Origin of the sequence: Dactylosporangium sp. CS-047395 (assembly GCF_050942185.1) — a bacterium.
GTDB lineage: Bacteria > Actinomycetota > Actinomycetes > Mycobacteriales > Micromonosporaceae > Dactylosporangium.
This window is the reverse complement of sequence record NZ_CP192015.1, coordinates 5,277,346-5,296,448: the sequence shown is the minus strand read 5'-3', so window position 1 is coordinate 5,296,448 and position 19,103 is coordinate 5,277,346. Positions and strand designations below refer to the sequence as shown.

At 74.7% G+C, this 19,103-nt stretch carries 11 protein-coding genes; 9 read left to right on the top strand and 2 right to left on the bottom strand.

All coding sequences use genetic code 11. The annotated features are described in order from the left end of the window. Nucleotides 1-7 precede the first annotated feature (7 nt). The 7 genes from ACQP00_RS24955 to ACQP00_RS24925 are packed head-to-tail and all read left to right on the top strand — an operon-like array spanning nt 8 to nt 13,125. A complete protein-coding gene (locus tag ACQP00_RS24955) occupies nt 8-1,462 on the top strand; it encodes an Hsp70 family protein (protein ID WP_433222991.1) in 1,455 nt (484 codons plus the stop codon). Between the two features lie 11 nt (nt 1,463-1,473). Continuing rightward, the gene (locus ACQP00_RS24950; protein ID WP_433222989.1) at nt 1,474-3,444 is read left to right on the top strand and encodes a dynamin family protein; all 1,971 of its coding nucleotides are present in this window, start codon (nt 1,474-1,476) and stop codon (nt 3,442-3,444) included. After that, the gene (locus tag ACQP00_RS24945; protein WP_433222987.1) at nt 3,441-5,111 is read left to right on the top strand and encodes a dynamin family protein; all 1,671 of its coding nucleotides are present in this window, start codon (nt 3,441-3,443) and stop codon (nt 5,109-5,111) included. Before ACQP00_RS24950 ends, ACQP00_RS24945 begins: the two co-directional genes overlap by 4 nt. Then, a complete protein-coding gene (locus ACQP00_RS24940; protein ID WP_433222985.1) occupies nt 5,108-7,423 on the top strand; it encodes an Hsp70 family protein in 2,316 nt (771 codons plus the stop codon). The genes ACQP00_RS24945 and ACQP00_RS24940 overlap by 4 nt, the downstream gene beginning before the upstream one ends. After that, nucleotides 7,416-9,371 carry a dynamin family protein gene (locus tag ACQP00_RS24935; protein WP_433222983.1) on the top strand — a complete coding sequence of 652 codons (1,956 nt, stop codon included), beginning with the start codon at nt 7,416-7,418 and terminating at the stop codon, nt 9,369-9,371. The genes ACQP00_RS24940 and ACQP00_RS24935 overlap by 8 nt, the downstream gene beginning before the upstream one ends. Further along, nucleotides 9,368-10,930, top strand: coding sequence for a dynamin family protein (locus ACQP00_RS24930; protein WP_433222981.1), 1,563 nt, complete (start codon nt 9,368-9,370; stop codon nt 10,928-10,930). Before ACQP00_RS24935 ends, ACQP00_RS24930 begins: the two co-directional genes overlap by 4 nt. After that, a complete protein-coding gene (locus ACQP00_RS24925) occupies nt 10,924-13,125 on the top strand; it encodes an Hsp70 family protein (protein ID WP_433222979.1) in 2,202 nt (733 codons plus the stop codon). The genes ACQP00_RS24930 and ACQP00_RS24925 overlap by 7 nt, the downstream gene beginning before the upstream one ends. 3 nt (nt 13,126-13,128) lie before the next feature. Here ACQP00_RS24925 and ACQP00_RS24920 read toward each other — a convergent pair whose 3' ends face one another. Together ACQP00_RS24920 and ACQP00_RS24915 are read right to left on the bottom strand one after the other, a co-directional pair. Then, the gene (locus tag ACQP00_RS24920) at nt 13,129-14,646 is read right to left on the bottom strand and encodes a PH domain-containing protein (RefSeq protein WP_433222977.1); all 1,518 of its coding nucleotides are present in this window, start codon (nt 14,644-14,646) and stop codon (nt 13,129-13,131) included. Next, entirely contained in the window at nt 14,643-15,140 is a 498-nt protein-coding gene (locus ACQP00_RS24915) for a PH domain-containing protein (protein ID WP_433223975.1), read from the bottom strand. The genes ACQP00_RS24920 and ACQP00_RS24915 overlap by 4 nt, the downstream gene beginning before the upstream one ends. Nucleotides 15,141-15,266: 126 nt before the next feature. Here ACQP00_RS24915 and ACQP00_RS24910 point away from each other — a divergent pair, with 126 nt between their 5' ends. Together ACQP00_RS24910 and ACQP00_RS24905 are read left to right on the top strand one after the other, a co-directional pair. Beyond that, complete coding sequence (locus ACQP00_RS24910) at nt 15,267-15,773, top strand: hypothetical protein (protein ID WP_433222975.1); 507 nt, start codon at nt 15,267-15,269, stop codon at nt 15,771-15,773. A gap of 207 nt (nt 15,774-15,980) precedes the next feature. Continuing rightward, nucleotides 15,981-19,076 carry an ExeM/NucH family extracellular endonuclease gene (locus ACQP00_RS24905; protein ID WP_433222973.1) on the top strand — a complete coding sequence of 1,032 codons (3,096 nt, stop codon included), beginning with the start codon at nt 15,981-15,983 and terminating at the stop codon, nt 19,074-19,076. The last annotated feature ends 27 nt before the right edge of the window (nt 19,077-19,103 follow it).

Below are 19,103 nucleotides of genomic sequence, written 5' to 3'. Positions count from 1 at the left end.
CGATCGTTTGGACAAGGACAACCGGCCGGTGCTGGTGGTCGACTTCGGCACGTCGGCCTCCTCGGCCGCGCTGGTCGACGGCGGCGGGCGGGTGCGGCTCATCAAGGAGCCGGCCAGCGGCCTCTACTCCTGGCCGTCCGCGGTGTTCCGGCAGGGCGACCGGCTCCTGGTCGGCTCGGCCGCCGCCGGCCGCAAACGAGGCGCACCGGCCGCATTCCGGGCCGAGTTCAAGCGCGACCTGGGCCAGAGCGCGCCGGTACTGCTCGGCGAGCACCCGTATCGCGCCGGCGAGCTCGTCGCCGCCCTCCTGCGCGCCTACGGCGAACTGGCCGCGGACATCGCCGGCGGGCCGGTCGAGCGGCTGGTGCTGAGCGTGCCCGCGGCGTACGGCCGGCGCGACCCGCGCGCCGCCGAGATGATCGCGGCCGGCGAATCGGCCGGCTTCGCCGAGGTCGAGCTGGTCGTGGAGCCGGTCGCGGCCGGGCTGGGGCCGCTGACCGGCCCGCCGTTCGGCGACGGGGACGTGGTGCTGGTCTACGACTTCGGGGGTGGCACGTTCGATGCGGCGCTCGTGCGGTACGGCCGCGAAGGCCACCACACCGTGCTCGGCCACGCCGCCCTGGACGACTGCGGCGGCCGCGACATCGACGGGCTGATCGCGGCCCGGGTGTCCGCCGAGTCGGGCGAGGACCTCGGGCTGACCGGCGACGCGGCGCTGCGGGCCCGGCTGCACCTGGCCGACTTCGCGCGCGGGCTCAAGCACCAGCTCAGCGCGTCCGACGAGGTCGAGGACTACCCGTCGCCGACGGCCGCGCCGGTGGTGCTGCGCACCGAGGACCTGGCCGCGCTGGCCGGGCCGCTGCTGCGCCGCACGCTGGAGTGCTGCCGCGGGCTGATCGCGCGGGCCGGCGAGGCGCCCGGCGCGGTCCTGCTGGTCGGCGGGACGACCCGGATGCCGCTGGTCGCCGCGGCGGTGGCGGCGGAGTTCCGGGTGCCGCTGCGCCGGGCCGAGGATCCGGAGCTGGCCGTGGTACTGGGGGCAGCCCTCCTTGCCGGCCGCTCCCACGAACGCGACATCACCGCGGGGCGCCCGGTTCCCAACCGGCAGCCGCTGAGCTGGGACCTGCGGGGTGCCGCGGCGACGCTGGTGCGCTGGCTGGTCGCGGAGGGCGCCGCCTTCGAGGCGCGGCAGCTGCTCGGGATCGCCCGCGGCGACGACGGGTCGCTGTGGCGGCTGCGCGGCCCGGAGGATCCCGGCCGGATCGTGGCCCAGCAGGCCCGGCCCGGCACCGCGTTCGCCTCCGGCGACTGGCTGCTCACCGTCGACCTCGCCCGCGAGCGGGTCCGGCACGTCGCTGAGGACCCGGGTTCACTTGCGGTGTCCCAGGAAGGGCGATACAGGCGTCGGCGCGGCAGGGAAACGCTCGCAACCGGCGTCGACGTCGACGACGACTTCATCTGAAGGGAAACGCCATGACCGACGACGAGGCGCTGCACGACGCCGGCGAGGCGTTCGAGGTGCTGCGCGACGAGGCCCTCGGCCTGTTCGAGGTGCTCGCCGGGGCCGCCGCCGGGACCGGGGCCGGGGAGAGCACCCGCCGCCTCGGCGCGGCCCGCGAGCGCCTGGCCGCCGGGCGGCTGTCCGTGGTCGTCTGCGGCGAGTTCAAGCGCGGCAAGTCCACGCTGCTCAACGCGCTGCTCGGGGAGCAGCGGCCGCTGCTGCCGGTCGACACCGTGATCGCCACGCGGCTCGTGACCACCGTCGCCTGGGCCGAGACCGAGTCGGTCACCGTCGTGCTGGAGGGTGCCGACGGCGGCCCCGAGCAGCGCCGGGCGATCAGCCGGGAGCAGATCGCGGAGTACGTCACGGAGCTCGGCAACCCGCAGAACGTCAAGCGCGCGCTGCTGCTGGAAATCCTCACCCCGAACCCGCGGCTGCGCTCCGGCATCCGCTGGGTCGACACGCCCGGGGTCGGCGGCATGTTCGAGGAGCACACGGCGGCGACGATGGCGTACCTGCCGACGGCCGACGCGGTGCTGTTCGTCGCCGACACGACCAAGCCGCTCACCCAGAGCGAGCTGACCTTCCTGCGCAGCGCCACCACCGCCGCGCAGGTCGCCGACGACCCCGACGGCCAGCTGTACGTGCTGACCCGCACCGACACCGTCGGCGACGTCGCCCCGCACGTGCAGGACATGCGAGCCAAGGTCGCCGCGGCCACCGGGCGCCCGGCCGGGTCCGTCGAGGTGGTCCCGGTGTCGGCCACGGCGCAGCTGCACTGGCTGGCGTCCGGCGACGAGCTCGACCGCGAGGTGGCCGGGTTCGACCGGCTCGAGGCCGTCATCTGGAGCACCCTGCACCGCCGGCGCACGACGCTGCTGCTCGGCGGCGCGCTGGCCGAGCTCGACGTGACCGCGCAGGCGCTGCTCGGGCCGGTCGACACGGCGATCGAGGCGCTGCGCAAGGACGGTACCGCCGAACTGGCCACCCTCCGCGAGCAGATCGCGGCCAAGCAGCGCCGGCTGCAGGTGTTGCGGCAGGGCTCGGGCGCGTGGACGGGCGAGCTGCACCGCAAGGTGGCCGAGCTCGGCGGGCTGCTGAAGCGGCGGGCGACGGCCGGGCTCAACGAGGTCTGGCAGCGGGTGGCGACCGACTACATGTACCGCAACGAGTTCCTCGACGACACCAAGCGGCTGGTCGGGCAGATCACCACGGACGCGTCCATGGTCGTCGGCGGGCTCAACGACCTCGCGGCGCGGGAGGCGTCCCGGGTCCTGGCCGAGGTTGCGGCCCGCAGCGAGCTGCAGCTGACCCGGCCGCGGCTGGCCACGCTGCCGAACCCGCCGGTGCCGACCCTCGCCGTCACCGGCGGCCTGGGCGCGGCCGACCGGCCCAACCGGATGCCGGCCCGGCTGCGCGAGATGGGGTGGGCGTCGAGCACCGGCGGCACCCTCGGCGGGGCGGTCGGCTACACGGTCGGGGCGATCATCGGCACGCTCGTCGCGCCCGGCCCCGGCACCGTCGCCGGCGCGCAGTTCGGGGCCTGGATCGTCGGCGCGATCGGCACGCTCTGGGGCGCCTCGATGGGCTGGCAGCACTCCCGCAACGAGGAGGCCAAGGCCGACCGGGAGGCCCGCCGGCGCAGCCTGACGCAGGAGCTGGCCGCGCTGCGCCAGGGCCAGCAGGCCCACATCGAGCAGGAGCTGGCCGAGCTGCAGACCGGCCTGACCCAGGCCCTCGCGGCCGAGCTGACCAGCCGCATCAAGCAGGAGCTGGAGAGTGCCGACGAGACGGTCAAGCGGCTGGAGCGCCAGCGGGAGGGCAGCGTCGCGGAGTCCGAGCGGCGCCTCGGCGAGCTGCGCGCCGAACGGGAGCCGCTGCAGAAGGCCGCGACCCGCATCGCCGAGCTGACCAAGAGCGCGGCCACCCTGGCGGGCCGGTGAACCGCAAGCCCGCCGGAGTCGCCGCGGCCGCCTTCGCCCGGGCCGGCGCCGTCCTCGACGGGGTGCCGGGCGACGAGGCCGCGCACGCCCGGCGGATCCTCGGCGAGGTGCGGGACCGGCTCGGCGAGCGGCTGCGCGTCGCGCTCGTCGGGCGGATCAGCTCCGGCAAGTCCACGCTCGCCAACGCGCTGCTGCGGGCGCCGCTCGCGCCGACCGGGGCGCTGGAGCTCACGTTCAACGTCAGCCGGTTCCGCCACGCCGAGCAGCCGTCGCTGACCGTGCACTTCACCGACGGGGCCGAACCGGAGCGGCACGACCTCGGGCACCTCGACCGGCTGGCCGCGCGGGCCCGCGCGCGCGACGCGGACCTGCGCCGGTTCCTGCTGCGCATCGACCACCTGGAGGTCGGCCTGCCCAACCCGGGGCTCACCGACTACGACCTGGTCGACACGCCGGGGCTCGACTCGTCGCTGCAGGACGACTCGGCCAACGCGCTGCGCTGGCTGGGCCGCAGCGGCGACGACATCACCGACCTGTCCGCCCGGCACGCCAGCCGCGCCGACGCGCTCATCATGGTCTTCGACCGGGGCCTGGCCAAGAGCGACGCGGAGCTGCTGGCCGACTTCACCCGGGCCGGCCTCGGCGGCTCCGGCCCGGTGACGACGGTCGGGGCGCTGACCAAGGTGGAATACTACTGGCCGGAGCACCCCGACCCGATCGCCCAGGGCCGCCGGGTGGCCGACATGATGATGCGCAGCGCGGGCGCCGACCGGCTGCTGTTCGAGCTGCGCCCGCTCGCCGGCCTGGTGGCCGCGGCGGCGAGCACGTTCACCGAAGAGGACCGCACAAACCTTCAAGCCCTCGCTCTTGTACGTCCAGAGCTCCTCCTCTCCCGCCTGCGCCTCGGCCCCGCATTCGCCGGACGCGACCTGCCCGAGCTCCCCGTCGAGCGGGACCGCCGCGCGGCCCTGCTGGACCGGTTCGGCGGCTGGGGCGTGTGGCTGGCCACGGAGCTCACCCGCGCGGGCTGCACCAGCACCGAAGAGCTGCGCGCCGCGCTGCTGGAGCGCAGCGGCCTGACCGGCTTCCGGGAGCTGCTGCTGGGCCACTTCGCGGCCCGGGCCGAGGTGATCGGCCTCGACCGGGTGGTGCAGGAGGTCCGCTCCCTCGAACGCCCGATCCCGCCAACGACCCCGGCGCCGCACACAGCGGACCCCAGCGCGCCGGGCACCACGGAGGGCACGGCGCAAGGCACTACGGAGGGCACGACGCAGGGCGCCACGGCGGACGCGGCGGCGGTTGCGAGCCGGCGGGCCGTGAACCGGGCGGTGGCCGAGGTGACCGGGCTGGCGGTGACGGTGCACGCCTTCGCCGAGCTGACCGTGCTGCGCGACCACTACGCGGGGCGGCTGGCGTTCGGGGCGGCCGAGACCGAGGAGTTGCTGCGCGTCCTCGGCGAGCGCGGCCGCACCCCGGCCGAGCGGCTCGGCCTGCCGCCGGACGCCGGCCCGGACGCGCTTCGGGGCCGGGCGCTGCGCCGCGTCGAGCACTGGGCCACCACCGAACTGACCCGCGTCCACAGTGGACGCACCCGGGTCGCGGCCGGCGTGATCCGGCGCGCCTACGAGGTTCTGCTCGACGAGCTGCGGGTGGAGGAGCACGCATGAACGACGAGGCGGTTCTCGTTCTCGACATCGGCACGTCCACGTCGGCGGCGGCCCTGGTCGTCGGCGACACGGTACGGCTGGTCAAGGAGCGCTCCGGCGCCTCCTGGGTCTGGCCGTCGGTGGCCGCCTGGGACGGCCGGGAGCTGCTGGTCGGCCGGCGCGCCGAGCTGCGCCGGCCCTCGCGCCCCGACATCGCGCGGATCGAGTTCAAGCGCGACCTCGGGGCGAGCGTGCCGCTGCGCCTCGGCGACGCCGAGCGGCGGCCCGAGGAGCTGATCGCCGCCCTGGCCGCGGCGATCCGCGACGAGGCCGAGCGGCTGCACGGCGCGCCGATCACCCGGGCCGTGCTGACCTGCCCGGCCAGCTACCGCGCCGGGGACCCGCGCCGCGAGCTGCTCATCGCGGCGGGCGAGGCGGCCGGGTTCGCCGTCGTCGACCTGCTGCCCGAGCCGGTCGCGGCCGCCCTTGCCCCGATCGCCGGGGCGCCGCTGGCCGCCGGGGACACGGTGCTGGTCTACGACTTCGGCGGCGGCACGTTCGACGCCGCGCTGGTCCGCCTGGCCGCCGACTCCCGCCACGAGGTGCTCGGCCACGCCGCCCTCGACGACTGCGGCGGCCGCGACGTCGACGTGCTCATGCGCCGCGAACTGCTCGCCCTGGCCGGTGAGCCGCTCACCACCTGGCTGGCCGGCGACGGCTCGCCCACCGCCCGGGCCCGCAACGAGGTCGAGTTCGGCGAGTTCGCGGCCTCGGTCAAGCGCTGGCTCAGCGACGAGGAGGAGGTCGAGGCCCGCTTCGCCCCGGCCGACCTGTTCCTCGACGTCGAGCGGGACCGGCTCAGCAAGGCCGTCGACCCGCTCGTGGTCCGCTCGCTCACCCTGTGCCGGGACCTGCTCGACCGCTGCGGGCTGCGGCCCGAGGACCTGTCGGCCGTGCTCCTCACCGGCGGTACCACCCGCATGCCCGCCATCCTCGCCGCCGTCACCCAGGCCTTCGGCGACCGCGTCCGCCGCGTCGAGGACCCCGAGCTCGCCGTCGCCCAGGGCGCCGCCGCCTGGACCCGCACCGTCACCGACCGCTTCAGCGTGGCGACCCCGCCCGGCCCGGACCTGCGCCCGCTGACCTGGGACCTGCCCGGCGGCAGCGGCACCCTCCTGCGCTGGGAGGTCGCCCCCGGCACCGACGTCGCCCCGGGCGCGGTGCTGGCCCTGCTCCGCCTGGCCGACGGCGGCCTGTGGCAGCTGCGCACCGGCGACCGCCCGCTGCGCGCCCACCGCCTGCACGCCACCGTGGGCCAGCGCATCGCCACCGGCGACTGGCTCGTCACCGCCGCCCCACCGGGCCGCACCCCGCACCGCGCGACGGCGGCCCGCCGGCCCGTGCTCGTGCCGCCGGACGACGTCGTCGAGGTGCCGGCCGGACTGGTGCGGCTGTCGCCGGACGGGGAAGGCGTCGCGGTGCGCGCCGCCGGGACGCTGCAATACCTGCGGCGCGCCGAGCCGGCGTGGAGCGCCGAGGCCGGTGGCGCCGGCGAAGCGGGATTCGCGCCGGACGGGTCGCGGATCGCGGTCTGGGACCACGACCCCGGCCGGAACGTCCGCAACGTCCTGCTGGTGCTGGACGCCGAGTCCGGCGAGGAGGTGTCCCGCACCGCGTTCGAGCCGCTCGGCGTGCCCAACGGCTCGGTGCTGCTCCGGCCCGCCTTCGCCGACCCGCAGACCGTCGTCGCGCTGGTGAACGTGGGCGGCCAGATGCAGTCCTGGCGGCTGCGCGACGGCGCGGCGCCGGTCGGCCGGCAGATCGGCCTGGCGGTCACCCCGCCGATCGCCGTCTCGCCCGCCGCCGACGTCGCCATCTGCGGGGCCCAGCGGCACCTCATCGACCTGCGCACCGGCTCCGACTTCGGGCTGATCGGCAACGTCAGCCCGTCGGCCCTCGCCTGGGCGCCCGGCGGCGGCCGGCTGGCTTTGTCCGGGAGCAACACGGTCCGGGTCTTCGACGTGCGCAGCGGCGAGATGCGCTGGGAGGTCACCCCGGCCGCCGCCCACACGGCGCTCCAGGTCAGCCCGGACGAACGCCTCATCGCCGCGGCCGACGGCCTGGGGCAGGTGTGGGTCTGGGAGTTCGACAGCGGCAAACTCGTCGATCGGCTGCTGCACCAGGCGGTCATGGACCCCGCCCCGGCCGGCCCCACGCAGGCGATCACCTTCGCGCCGGTGCGGGACCTGATGTTCACGCCGGACAGCGCGGCCGTGCTGCTCGCGACGCAGCGGACGGTGGCTCGATGGAATCTGGGAGGGCTCGGTGGCTGAGTACGACGTGCTGCGGCAGGAGATTCTGGCGCAGTTCGAGCGGGTCACACCCCTGGCGCACGGGCGCGGCGCCGAGGTGACCGTGGACCGGCTCTTCGGGGCCCAGGAGCGGCTGCACGGCGGGCGGCTCACCGTCGTCGTCTGCGGCGAGTTCAACCGCGGCAAGTCCAGCCTGCTCAACGCGCTGCTGAACCAGCCCAACCTGCTGGCCACCGACGCGTTCTTCGCCACCCGCCTGGTCACCACGATCGGGCGCGGGGACCGCGAGGAGGTGTGGGTCTCGCTCGACGAGGACGCGCCGCGCCCGGCCGAGCGGCGGCGCATCCGGCGCGACCAGATCGGCGAGTTCACCGCCCAGGGGACTACCAACCCGGACGCCGAGCGGGCCCGGCTGGTCGAGATCACGCTGCCCGACGAGCGGATCGCGGCCGGCATGCTGCTCGTCGACACCCCCGGCGTCGGCGGCGTGTTCTACGAGCACACCCGGGTGACCAAGCACTACCTGCCGGCCGCCGACGCGATCGTGTTCGTCGCCTCGGCCGAGGAGCCGTTGAGCAAGTACGAGGTCGACTTCCTCACCGAGGCGGCCCACGCGGTGCGCGGCAGCGACAACCCCGACGCGCTGCTCGTCGCGCTGACCAAGGCCGACCTCGTCACCGACATCGACGTGTGGATCGAGGGGGTGCGCCGGCGGGTGGCCGACGCGACCGGGCGGGACGGGGCGGCCGTGCGGGTGTTCCCGGTGTCCAGCCTGGCCAAGCAGGAGGGCCTGGCCATCGACGACGCCGAGCTCATCGAGCAGAGCGGGTTCCCGCGGCTGGAGGCGGCGCTGTGGGCCCAGCTGGCCCGGCATCGAGCGAAGGTCATCCTCGGCGGCGCGCTGGCGGAGATCGATGCGGCACTGCGGGTTCTGCTGCAGCCCTTGCAGTCCGAAGCGGCGGCCCTGCAGGACAGCAGCCGCGACCGCCTCGCCGAGCTGGAGCGCGAGACCGAGCGGGAGTCGGCGCGGCTGGCCGAGCTGGCGGCCGGCGCGGCACCCTGGCGGCTGCGGCTGGACAAGTCGGTCGAGGCGCTGCGGCGGACCCTCGCCGAGCGGGCGGCGGGCGAGTTCGACCGGGTCTGGACGCGGGCCGAGCAGGAGTACGTCAACGAGCGGGAATACCAGGAGCAGCCCGACCGGCTCGGCGCCCGGCTCAACGGCGACCTGGACATGGCGATGACCGCGGTCGGCGAGTGGGGCGGCAAGCAGGCGGCCCAGCTGCAGCGCGACCTCGCCGCCGAGATCGGGCTCGAACTGGGCAACAGCGCGCTGGGTGCCCTGCCGCCGCCGGGCCTGGTCGACCTCGGCGGGCTGGGCCGGCTGCAGCGCCCGACGCGCACCGAGGAGCGGTACGAGCCGGCGGAGTACCGCACCGTGCGCGAGACCGTCACCCTGGAGCGCAACGCCGTCTCCCGCGGGCTGCGCTCGGTGACCGGGTTCCTGTTCGGCAAGAAGGGCCAGGAGCGCTACGACGCCTTCATCCCGCCCAAGGTGAAGGTCGTGGAGCGGGAGGAGCTGGTGCGGGCCGAGCGGCGCTGGACCGTCGAGGTGACCGAGGAGATCCCGGCCCACGTCCTCGCGGAACGGCGCGAGCAGCTGCGGGCGGCCGTCGCCGACGGGCGGCGCAACCAGACCCGCACCATCGAGGCGGCCGTCGAACGGGTCGTCGGCGACTACACCAAGGACATCGCGGCCGAGCTCGACAGCCGGATCAACCGGGAGCAGGAGCGGATCACCGACACCCTGCCGCGGCTCAAGGCGGCCGCCGCCGCGACCGCCGAGCAGGCCCGGGCCCGCCTGGCCGAGCTGGCCGTGGAGCAGGCCCCGCTGCTGGAGCTGCGCGACGGCAGCGCCGCGCTGATCGAGCGGGTCACCCACCTGTCGAGCATCGGCGAGGACGGCCAGTGACCGAGACCCTGGAGCGCCGCCTGGCCGACGCGTTCGCCGAGGCCGACCGCATCCTCGCCCCCGGCGCCGAGCGGACCCGGCTGCTGCGCCAGGCCCTCGGCGCGATCCGCGAGCGCTCGCGGGCGCTGATGAGCGTGGCCGTCGTCGGCCGGGTCAGCTCCGGCAAATCCACGCTGGTCAACGCGCTCATCGGCGAGCAGCGGGTGGCCACCGGCTCGCAGGAGCTCACCTACAACGTCAACCGTCTCCGGTACGGCACCAAGCCCGGCCTGATGGTCCACTACAAGGACGACCGGCCCCCCGTGCCGTACAGCCTGGAGGCCCTGGAGTCGCTCACCGCGCGCCGCGAGGAGCACATGGAGCAGCTGCAGGGCATCCGCGAGGTGGTGGTGGAGACCACGGCGAAGTACCTGCGCAGCTTCGAGCTCATCGACACGCCCGGCCTCGACGCGGTGTTCGGCGACGACTCGCTCAACACCCTCGAGTTCCTGCGCATGGTGCCCGGCGAGATCCGCACCTCGACGCTGCAGCACGCCTCGACCGCCGACGCGCTGCTGCTCGTCGTGGGCATCCGCGGCCCGGCCGAGGCCGACACGCAGCTGCTGGACAACTTCCTCGGCGGCGAGCGGGCCGACGCCACGCCGCTCAACGCGCTCGGGGTGCTGACGAAGTGCGAGCACCGGTGGCGGTACGGCGAGGCGCACCCGCTCGTCATCGGCCGGCAGCTCGCCGACCGCACGCTGCGCGAGGCGCCGAACATGCACCGGCGCCTCTACGACCTCACGCCCGTGTGCAGCCTGGTCGGGCTCGGCGCCAGCGTCCTGGACGGGCCGACCCTGGAGCAGCTGCGCGAGCTCGCCGCCCTCCCGCCCGAGCGGCTGCGCGGCCGCCTGGTGATGGCCGACCGGTTCACCGCCGGCAACGCCGAACTGCCCCTCGAACCGGCCGAGCGGCGCCGGCTGTGGGACCAGTTCGCCGCGTACGGCCTGTTCGCGGCCACGACCGCGATCCGCGCCGGGATCGACACCCTGGAGCCGCTGCGCGCGCACCTGCTCGCCGACAGCGGGATGGAGGACCTGCGGGCCAAGCTCGTCGACCACTTCGGGCACCGCGCCGCCCTGCTCAAGTTCCACGCCGCGACCGAGCGCATCGGCCGGATGCCGCACAAGCTGGCGGCCGGCCTCGGCCCGCGCGAGCGCACCGCCCTGGACGAGGCGATCGGGGTCTTCACCGGGCTGTCGCTGAACGAGCCGGGGATCGATCAGCTGACGGTACTGCGCAATCTCTACACGGGCCGGCTGAGCCCGGGCAGCGACGAGGAGGCCGAGGAGGTGCGCCGCGTGCTCGGCGAGTTCGGCCGGCGCCCGTGCGACCGGCTCGGCGCCCCGCCCGACACCCCACCGGAGCGGCTGCAGCAACTGGCCCGCGAGCGGCACGCCTGGTGGAGCGTGCACTGGATGTCCGGCATCCTGTACGGACCCGACCGCGAGGCCGCCCGCATCGTCGTGCGCGCGTACGAGTACCTCATCCACGAACTGAACGCGGTGAGCCCATGGTGAGCGCGGATCCCGTCCTGGCGATCGATTTCGGCACCGTCACGACCTCGGCCATCCTCATCGCCGACGGCGCCGAGGAGTTCATCGAGGACCCGAGCAGCCACAGCCGGGCCTGGCCGTCGGCGGTCTGCCTGGATGGCGACGAGCTGCTCACCGGTACCGCCGCCGAGGTCCGCAAACGCCGCCGCCCGGCCGAGTACCGGGCCGAGTTCAAGCGCGACCTGGGCGAGACGGTGCCCATTCCGCTGGGCGAGCGCTCGTACTCCCCGCTGGACCTGGTCACCGCCATGCTCGCCGCGGTGCGCCGCGAGGCCGAGCGCGCCGCCGGCCGCCCGGTCACCCGCGCCGCCCTGACCGTTCCCGCGTCCTACACCGGGCACGACCCGCGGCACGCCCTGATGATCCGCGCCGGTACCGACGCCGGCTTCGAGGCCGTCGAGCTGCTCCCCGAGCCGGTGGCGGCCGCCCTCGCCCCGATGTCCGGCCCGCCGCCGCGCGACGGCTCGCTCGTGCTGGTGTACGACTTCGGCGGTGGCACCTTCGACACGGCCCTCGTGCGCACCGGCGCCGGCGTCCTGGGCCACGCCGCGCTCGAGGACTGCGGCGGCCGCGACATCGACCGCGCCCTCATCCAGACCCTGCTCGACACCGAGGCGCGCCTCGCCGGCCACCTCACCTCGCCGCGGGCCCGCATGCAGCTCGACGCCCAGGTCGTGGCGCTCAAGCACCAGCTGAGCCAGGCCACCACGGCCGACGACGACTTCGGCGACACCGACGTGGTGCTCGCCCTGGACCGCACCGTCGTCGACCGCGTCGTCGCCCCGTTCGTCGGGCGCACCATCGGCTGCGTCGAACAGTTGCTGCGCCGCTGCGAGGTCCGCCTCGACGAGGTCGACGAGGTGCTGCTCACCGGCGGCGTGACCCGCATGCCGGCGGTCGAGGCGGCGGTGCGCGCGGCGCTGGGCCGCTCGGTCCGCTTCGGCCGCTCCCGCGACCTCTCGGTCGTGCAGGGCGCGGCCGCGTTCGCCGCCGCCGCGGCCACCCGCAGCTGCGCGCCGGTCCCGCCGGAGCCGGGCGAGACCCCGCTGCGCTGGGCCGTTCCCGGCGGCACGGCCACGTTCGTGCGCTGGCTCGCCGGCGACGGCGACCAGATCTTCCCGGGCACGGCACTGGCCGAGGTCCGGGCCGGCGACGGCGCGATCTGGCGGCTCACCGCGGCCGGGGACGGCGTGCTGCGCCGGCGGCACGCGCAGCCGGGCGCGCACGTGCACGCCGGTGACTGGCTGGCGACGGTCGACCCGCCGGTCGCTCCGGCGGAGTCCGCGCAGCCCGGGGCGCAACCGGCCTTCATCCGGCTCGGGCACGACGGCCCGGTCGTCGCCGTCGCCTTCAGCCCCGACGGGACCCGGGTGCTGACCGGCAGTCACGACGAGACCGCCCGGATCTGGGACGCCGGGACCGGCGAGGAGCTCGACCGCCTGGACCTGCGGGGCGGCAGCGGCGCCGTGGCCTGGAATCCGGCCGGCGACGTGATCGCCGTGACGCTCGACGACGAGGTGACCGGCCGGGTGGACGCCGAGGACCTGTACGGGGACGACGAGACCGATCACGAGTCCGAGGTGAACCGGATCGCCTGGGCGCCCCGGGAGGACGATCCGGTGTACGCGGTCGCCTGCGCCGACGGGAGCGTGGATCTCGTGGACGCCGACGCCGAGATCGTGCTGACCCTGACGGGCAACAGCCAGGCCGCCCTGGACGTGGCGTTCGGCCGCGACGGCCGCCGGCTGGTCGTGGGCGGCACCGACGGCGACGCGGTCGTCTTCACCGACGACGGCGAGGAGGTCCTGCGGGTGTCCCTCGGCGCCGCCGTGCACGCGGTCGCCCTCAGCCCGGACGACGCGATCCTGGCCACCGGCGGCGCCGACCACGTGGTCGGGCTGTGGGACGCCGGGACCGGCGACCCGCTGGGCGCGATGCGCCACGACGGGCCGGTCACCGCCGTCGCGTTCGCCCCGGACGGCACCTGGCTGCTGTCCGGGGCGACCGACGCGACCGCGCGGGCCTGGCTCGTCGAGACCGGTAAGGAGGTCGCCCGGCTGCGCCACGGCGGCCCGGTCAACGACGTCGCGATCAGCCCGGACGGCGAGCGGATCGCGACCGCGGGCGAGGACGGGTCCGCGCGGGTCTGGAGCGTCTGAGGGTCACTTGGCCAGGAACTGCTCCAGGAGGCCGGGGACGGCGGTGCGGGCGACCCGCAGGGCCTCGGCCTCGGGGACGTCGAGGACCGAGTAGCGCTGCCGGCCGCCGGCTGTCGTCGCGGTCAGGGTGGTCAGGCCGGCGCGGCGCTGGAACAGGGACGCGGTCAGGTTCCAGCCGATGACGGCGTCGGTGCGCAGGACGTACCGGCGGCGGACCAGGCTGCCGTGCCGGGTCACCAGCCAGTCGGGCAGCAGCGCGTGGCCCAGGGAGCGGGCGCGGTCCCAGGCCAGCAGGGCGGCGACCGGCAGCAGGGCCAGGGACGTCCAGAACGCCCACCACGGGGCGCCGGCCAGCAGGACGAGCGCCAGCACGATCAGGATCAGCACCGTGGTTACGGTCAGGGCGCGGGTCAGGCGGCGCCGGCTCGCCCGCGGGCCGTGCCTGGTCAGGGCGGTGTGCAGCGGGTCGGCGGTGCCGATGACGGTGCCGGCGACGTCGGCCGCGATCGCCCGGGGTGCCGGCGGCAGCAGGATCGAGCCGCCGCGGTCGGCGCCGCGGCCGACACGCAGGCCGGTGGCGATGGCCAGGACGCGGGCGCCGCGCACCGAGCGCAGCAGCAGCGGCTCGCTCAGCTCCACCCCGCGCAGGCGGCGCTCCTCGATCGTGGTGTTGCGGGTGGTGAGCAGGCCGCGGCGGACGTGCAGGGTGCCGCTGCCGTGCCGGCTCAGCCGGAAGTTCCAGAAGCCCAGCACGTAGCCGATCGTCGAGGCGACCGCGGTGAACACCACGACACCGGCCGCCACCAGCAGGATCGCGATCGGCAGCGGGCGCTCGCGCAGGTAGTCGAGCACGGCGCGGACGACGCTGACCCGGGTGAGGTCGACGTGGCTCTCGTTCACCAGGCGCGAGCCGATGCCGAACAGCACACCGATCGCGACCAGGCCGGACAGCGTGAACGGGCCGTAGCGGATCCAGGCCGGGTCCAGTACCGCCAGGGGAACCTCGGCCGGGGCTGCAACCGGCTCGGCACCCGGGACCGGCGCGGGCGCGGGGCGGTGCAGCAGCTCGCGGTGCAGGTTCTCGGCCGCGGCGGCGCTGAGCCCGTCCAGCTTCACGCCGTCGTTCTTCTTGTCGGTCTGGCCGGTGCCGACGGTCACCCGGGCCAGCCCGAAGATCCGGTGCAGCACGTGCGAGGTGACGTCGACGGTGCGGATGCGGTCCCGCGGCACCGTCAGCGTCCGGCGGCGCAGCAGGCCCCGGCGCACCTGCACGTACTCGGGCGTGATCCGGAAGGAGGTGGTGAAGTACCGCAGAAACCCGAGCACGATGCCGATGCCGCCGATGCCGAGCGCCCACCAGCCCCCGTCGCCGCCGTTGTTGCTCTGCACCCCGACCGCCAGCGCGACCAGCGGAAAGATCAGCCGCCGCAGTTCCATCACCGGGTGTACGGCCAGCATCCGCGGACTCAGCCGCCGCCACCCGCCCCCGGCGTCGACCGCCGGGCTCACGGTGGTCGTCACGTCGCGTCTCCGGTGGTCCGCCCGACCCGCTCGGTCAGGTCGGCGACCAGCTGGTCGGCGTCGCCCTTGGCCAGCCCGTCGATCTTGATCGGCCCGGCCGCCGACGCGGTCGTCACGGTGACGTTGGCCAGCCGGAACAGCTGCTCGATCGGCCCGCGCTCGCTGTCGACGGTCTGCACCCGCGAGATCGGCGCGATCCGCCGCTCCTGGCTGATCCAGCCGGTCTGGGTGTACACCGCGGTCTCGGTCGCCTCCCACCGGTGCACCCGGTAGCGCCACTGCGGCATCACCACCATGTGCGCGACGGCCAGCAGCAGCCACACCGCCGCCACGACCAGGTGCTTCGCCCGCCCGCCGCCGTCGGCGATCCACCAGATCACCTGGGGCACGACCAGCACGAGCCAGAGCACCACCGCCCGGGCCGCCCAGTACCACAACGCGCGCGGGCTGACCCGGTGCGCGGGCGGCCGCAGCCGCACCACCTCTGCCGTCATCGTCACGCCTCTCACCATCGCATCCCCGAGGCCTTCATGATGGGCCCGTCCGTCGCCGAACGGCCGGGACAAATGTCACGGGTGCCGGGTATCCGCCGTTTGCCGCGAACGCCGACAATGGGCCCCGTGTTCAAGCGTCGGGTGCTGTCCGTACGGGCGTCGCTGGCGGTCCTGGCCCTGGGCTGGCTGGTGGCGGGGGTGGCGCTGATCGCCCAGCGGCAGGCCGAGGCGCAGCTGCGCCGGGCCGAGCAGGCCCCGGTCTGCGCGCCGGACCAGGTGTTCGCCGGCGACGCCTGCCGCGCCGGACTCGACGGCACGGTGACGGCGCTGAGCACCCGCGCGGCCGAGGTCGACGCCGGCGGCCGGCACCTCACGTTCGCGGTCTCGCTGCACCGGATCGACATCTCCGCACCGGGGACCCCGGTCCAGGTGACGGTGTACCGGGGCGTGCCGATCCGCATCGACGGCGACCGGATCCACGTCGACGCGGAGGACTCCCCGGCCGACCGGGTCGACGACGCCCGCGAGTTCGTCCGGGCCGCGATCTACCTCGGCACGGTCCTCGGCGGCCTGAACCTGATCATCTCGCTCGCCACCCGCTGGTTGCGGCGCCGCCGGCCCGCGGCCCGCTGATCCGGCCGACCGGCGGCGGCGGGCCGCGTTCGGGTGGCGGCACCCCTACCACCAGCCCTATCACCGGGTTCGATTCCCCGGAACTGCCATAGGGTTTACACGCCGTTCAGGCTTCGTCTGCCGACCGTCGCATCCGGGCGCCTAACGTCCGCAGGTCGGCCTGCGGGCCGGCGGCACATCCAAACCGACCAACGGAGGTCCGGGTCTATGTCCCGTGCGCTCGTCCGGCGGGTCACCGTCGCAGTATCGCTGTCCACGGCCGGGCTGGCCCTGCCGTTCGTCGCCGGTCCGGCGGCCGCGAACCCCGCGGGCACCGGCCTGGTGATCAGCGAGGCCTACGTCAACGGCGGCTCGTCGGGTGCGAGCTTCCTGAACAAATTCATCGAGTTGTACAACCCGAGCTCGAGCCCGATCTCGCTGAGTGGGGACACGCTGCAGTACCGTGCGCCCACCAGCACCGTCGTGCCGAGCGGATCCCAGGTGTTCACGCTGACCGGGACGGTGGCCGCCAAGGGTCACTTCCTGATCCAGCTGCCCGGCAACAACGCGACCACCAACCCGGGTGCGCCGCTGCCGACGCCGGACCTGAGCACCGGCACCAGCATCAACCCGGGCGCGGGCGGCGGCACGCTGTTCATCGCCGCCAGCGCCACGGGCGTGCTGCCGACCGACGCGTCGGTCATCGACAAGATCGGCTGGGGCACCAGCAACTCCCCCGAGGGGTCCGTCACGTCCGGGAACTCGCTGGTGCTGAGCTACCAGCGCGGCTCGGCCGGGGCTGACTCCGACAACAACGCCGCCGACTTCACCGTGGCGACGCCGACCCCGCAGAACGCGGCGTCGGACGGGGGCACCGGCAACCTCGCGGTGACGAACCCGGGCGCCCAGAGCGCCACGGTCGGCGTCGCGATCGCGCCGGTGACGCTGGCGGCTTCGGGCGGCACCGCACCGTACACCTGGGGGGCTTCGGGTCTTCCGGACGGCCTCGCGATCTCTTCGGCGGGGGTGCTCACCGGCACGCCCACCGCGGCGGGCTCGTCGTCGGTGACGGTCACCGCGACCGACGCCGGCGGGGCGAGCGCCTCGGCCACGTTCACCTGGACCGTGAACGCCGCGGCCGAGGTGCTGGCGATCGCCGCGATCCAGGGCACGAACACGGACACCTCGCCGTACGTCGGCCAGCCCGTGACGACGGAAGGCGTTGTGACGGCGGTGTACACCACCGGCGGCTTCAACGGCTTCTTCCTGGAGACCGGCGGCGCCGGGGGTACCGAGGCGGACGACAGGACGCCCGGGGCCTCCGACGCCGTCTTCGTGTTCGGCTCGATCTCGGCCGCGCAGGTGAGCGTGGGTGACAGCGTGCGGGTCAGCGGTACCGTCCAGGAGTTCCAGGGCGAGACCGAGATCTCGTCGCCGTCGGTGACCAAGCTCGCCACCCCGCTGCCGGCGGTCGTGCCGGGTTCGTTCGCGTGGACGAGCCTCGACACGGACGCGGAGAAGGAGGCGCACGAGGGTGAGCTGATCGCGCCGCAGGGCACGTTCACCGTGTCGGACAACTACGACGCGAACTGGTACGGCAGCTTCACCCTCGCCGCGGGCGACAAGCCGCTGCGGCAGCCGACCGACGCCGGCAGGGCGGGCAGCGCCGAGGCGGAGGCCGTCGTGGCCGACAACGCCGCCCGGATGGTGACCCTCGACGACGGGGCCAGCGTCAACTACAGCACCGCCGCGAACGCCGGCACGCCGCTGCCGTGGCTGACGCCGACCAACCCGGTCAGCATCGGCTCGAAGGTGGCGTTCCACCAGCCGGTGATCCTGGAGTACCGCTTCTCGCTGTGGAACTTCCAGCCGCAGCACCAGGTCACCGACGACGGCGCCGCGGTGGCGACGTTCTCCGACACCCGCACGGCCAACGCGCAGCCCGCCAACGTCGGCGGCAACCTGCGCCTGGCCACGTTCAACGTCGAGAACTACTTCCCGACGACGGGCGAGAAGTACGTCGCGGCGGGTCTTGGCACCTGCTCGTACTACGACGACCGGGCCGGCAACCACATCGCCGTGCGCACCTGCACCGGTCCGAACAACGCCGCGGGTCCGCGCGGTGCCGCGAACGACGTCAGCTTCCAGCGGCAGCAGGCGAAGATCGTGACCGGCATCAACCGGCTCGGGGCGAGCATCGTGTCGCTGGAAGAGGTCGAGAACTCGGCGAAGTTCGGGCAGAGCCGTGACGCGGCCCTGGCCCAGCTCGTCGACGCGCTCAACGCGGCGGCCGGCGCGAACGTCTGGGCGTACGTCCCCTCACCGAGTGCCCTCCCGGCGCTGGGCGACGAGGACGTGATCCGCTCGGCGTTCATCTACAAGCCGGCGGACGTGGCCCTCGTGGGAACGTCGCAGATCCTGCTGACCTCCTCGGGTGCCGGCCAGCCGTTCTCGATCGCCCGCGAGCCCCTGGCTCAGGGCTTCAAGAAGGCGGACGCCCAGGACGCCGACGCGTTCCTGGTCGTCACGAACCACTGGAAGTCCAAGGGCGCGGGCGACCCGCTGTACGACGGCGACGCCCAGGACACCTCGTCCCCCGCGAAGGACCAGGGCGCGTACAACGCGACCCGGGTCCGGGAGGCGCAGGACACCGTGGCGTTCGCCAACTCGGCGGCGTCGACCATCGGCACGAACCGGATCTTCCTGGTGGGCGACCTCAACTCGTACACCCAGGAAGACCCCATGCAGGTGCTGTACCAGGCCGGCTACACCGACCTGGGCTCGGCCCTCGACCCGGCGGAGTCCACGTACTCCTTCAACGGGCTGCAGGGCTCGCTGGACCACGTCCTGGCCAACGCGGGCGCGCGCGCTCTCGTGACCGGGGCCGACGTCTGGCAGATCAACGCGCAGGAGGCGATCGCGTACTCCTACAGCCGGTACAACTACAACGCCACGCTGCTGTTCAACGGCTCCGACCCGTTCGCGGCCTCGGACCACGACCCGGTCGTCGTGGGCATCAACGCCCCCGTGACCCCCGTGGTGCCGGCCTGGAACCCGTCGAAGGTGTACAACAACGGCGACACGGTGTCCTACAACGGCTCCGTGTGGCAGGCGATGTGGTGGACCCAGAACCAGCGGCCGGGCGACCCTTACGGCCCGTGGCAGCAGATCGCCACGGCGCCCGACGGAACCGCCCTGTGGACGCCGTCGCGCGTCTTCACCGCCGGTGACGTGGTCGTGTACCAGGGCAAGAAGTACGTCGCCAAGTGGTGGACGCGCAACCAGACCCCCGGCGACCCGTGGGGACCCTGGCAGCTCGTCTGATCGCTGTTTCGCAGTACCGGGGCCGTC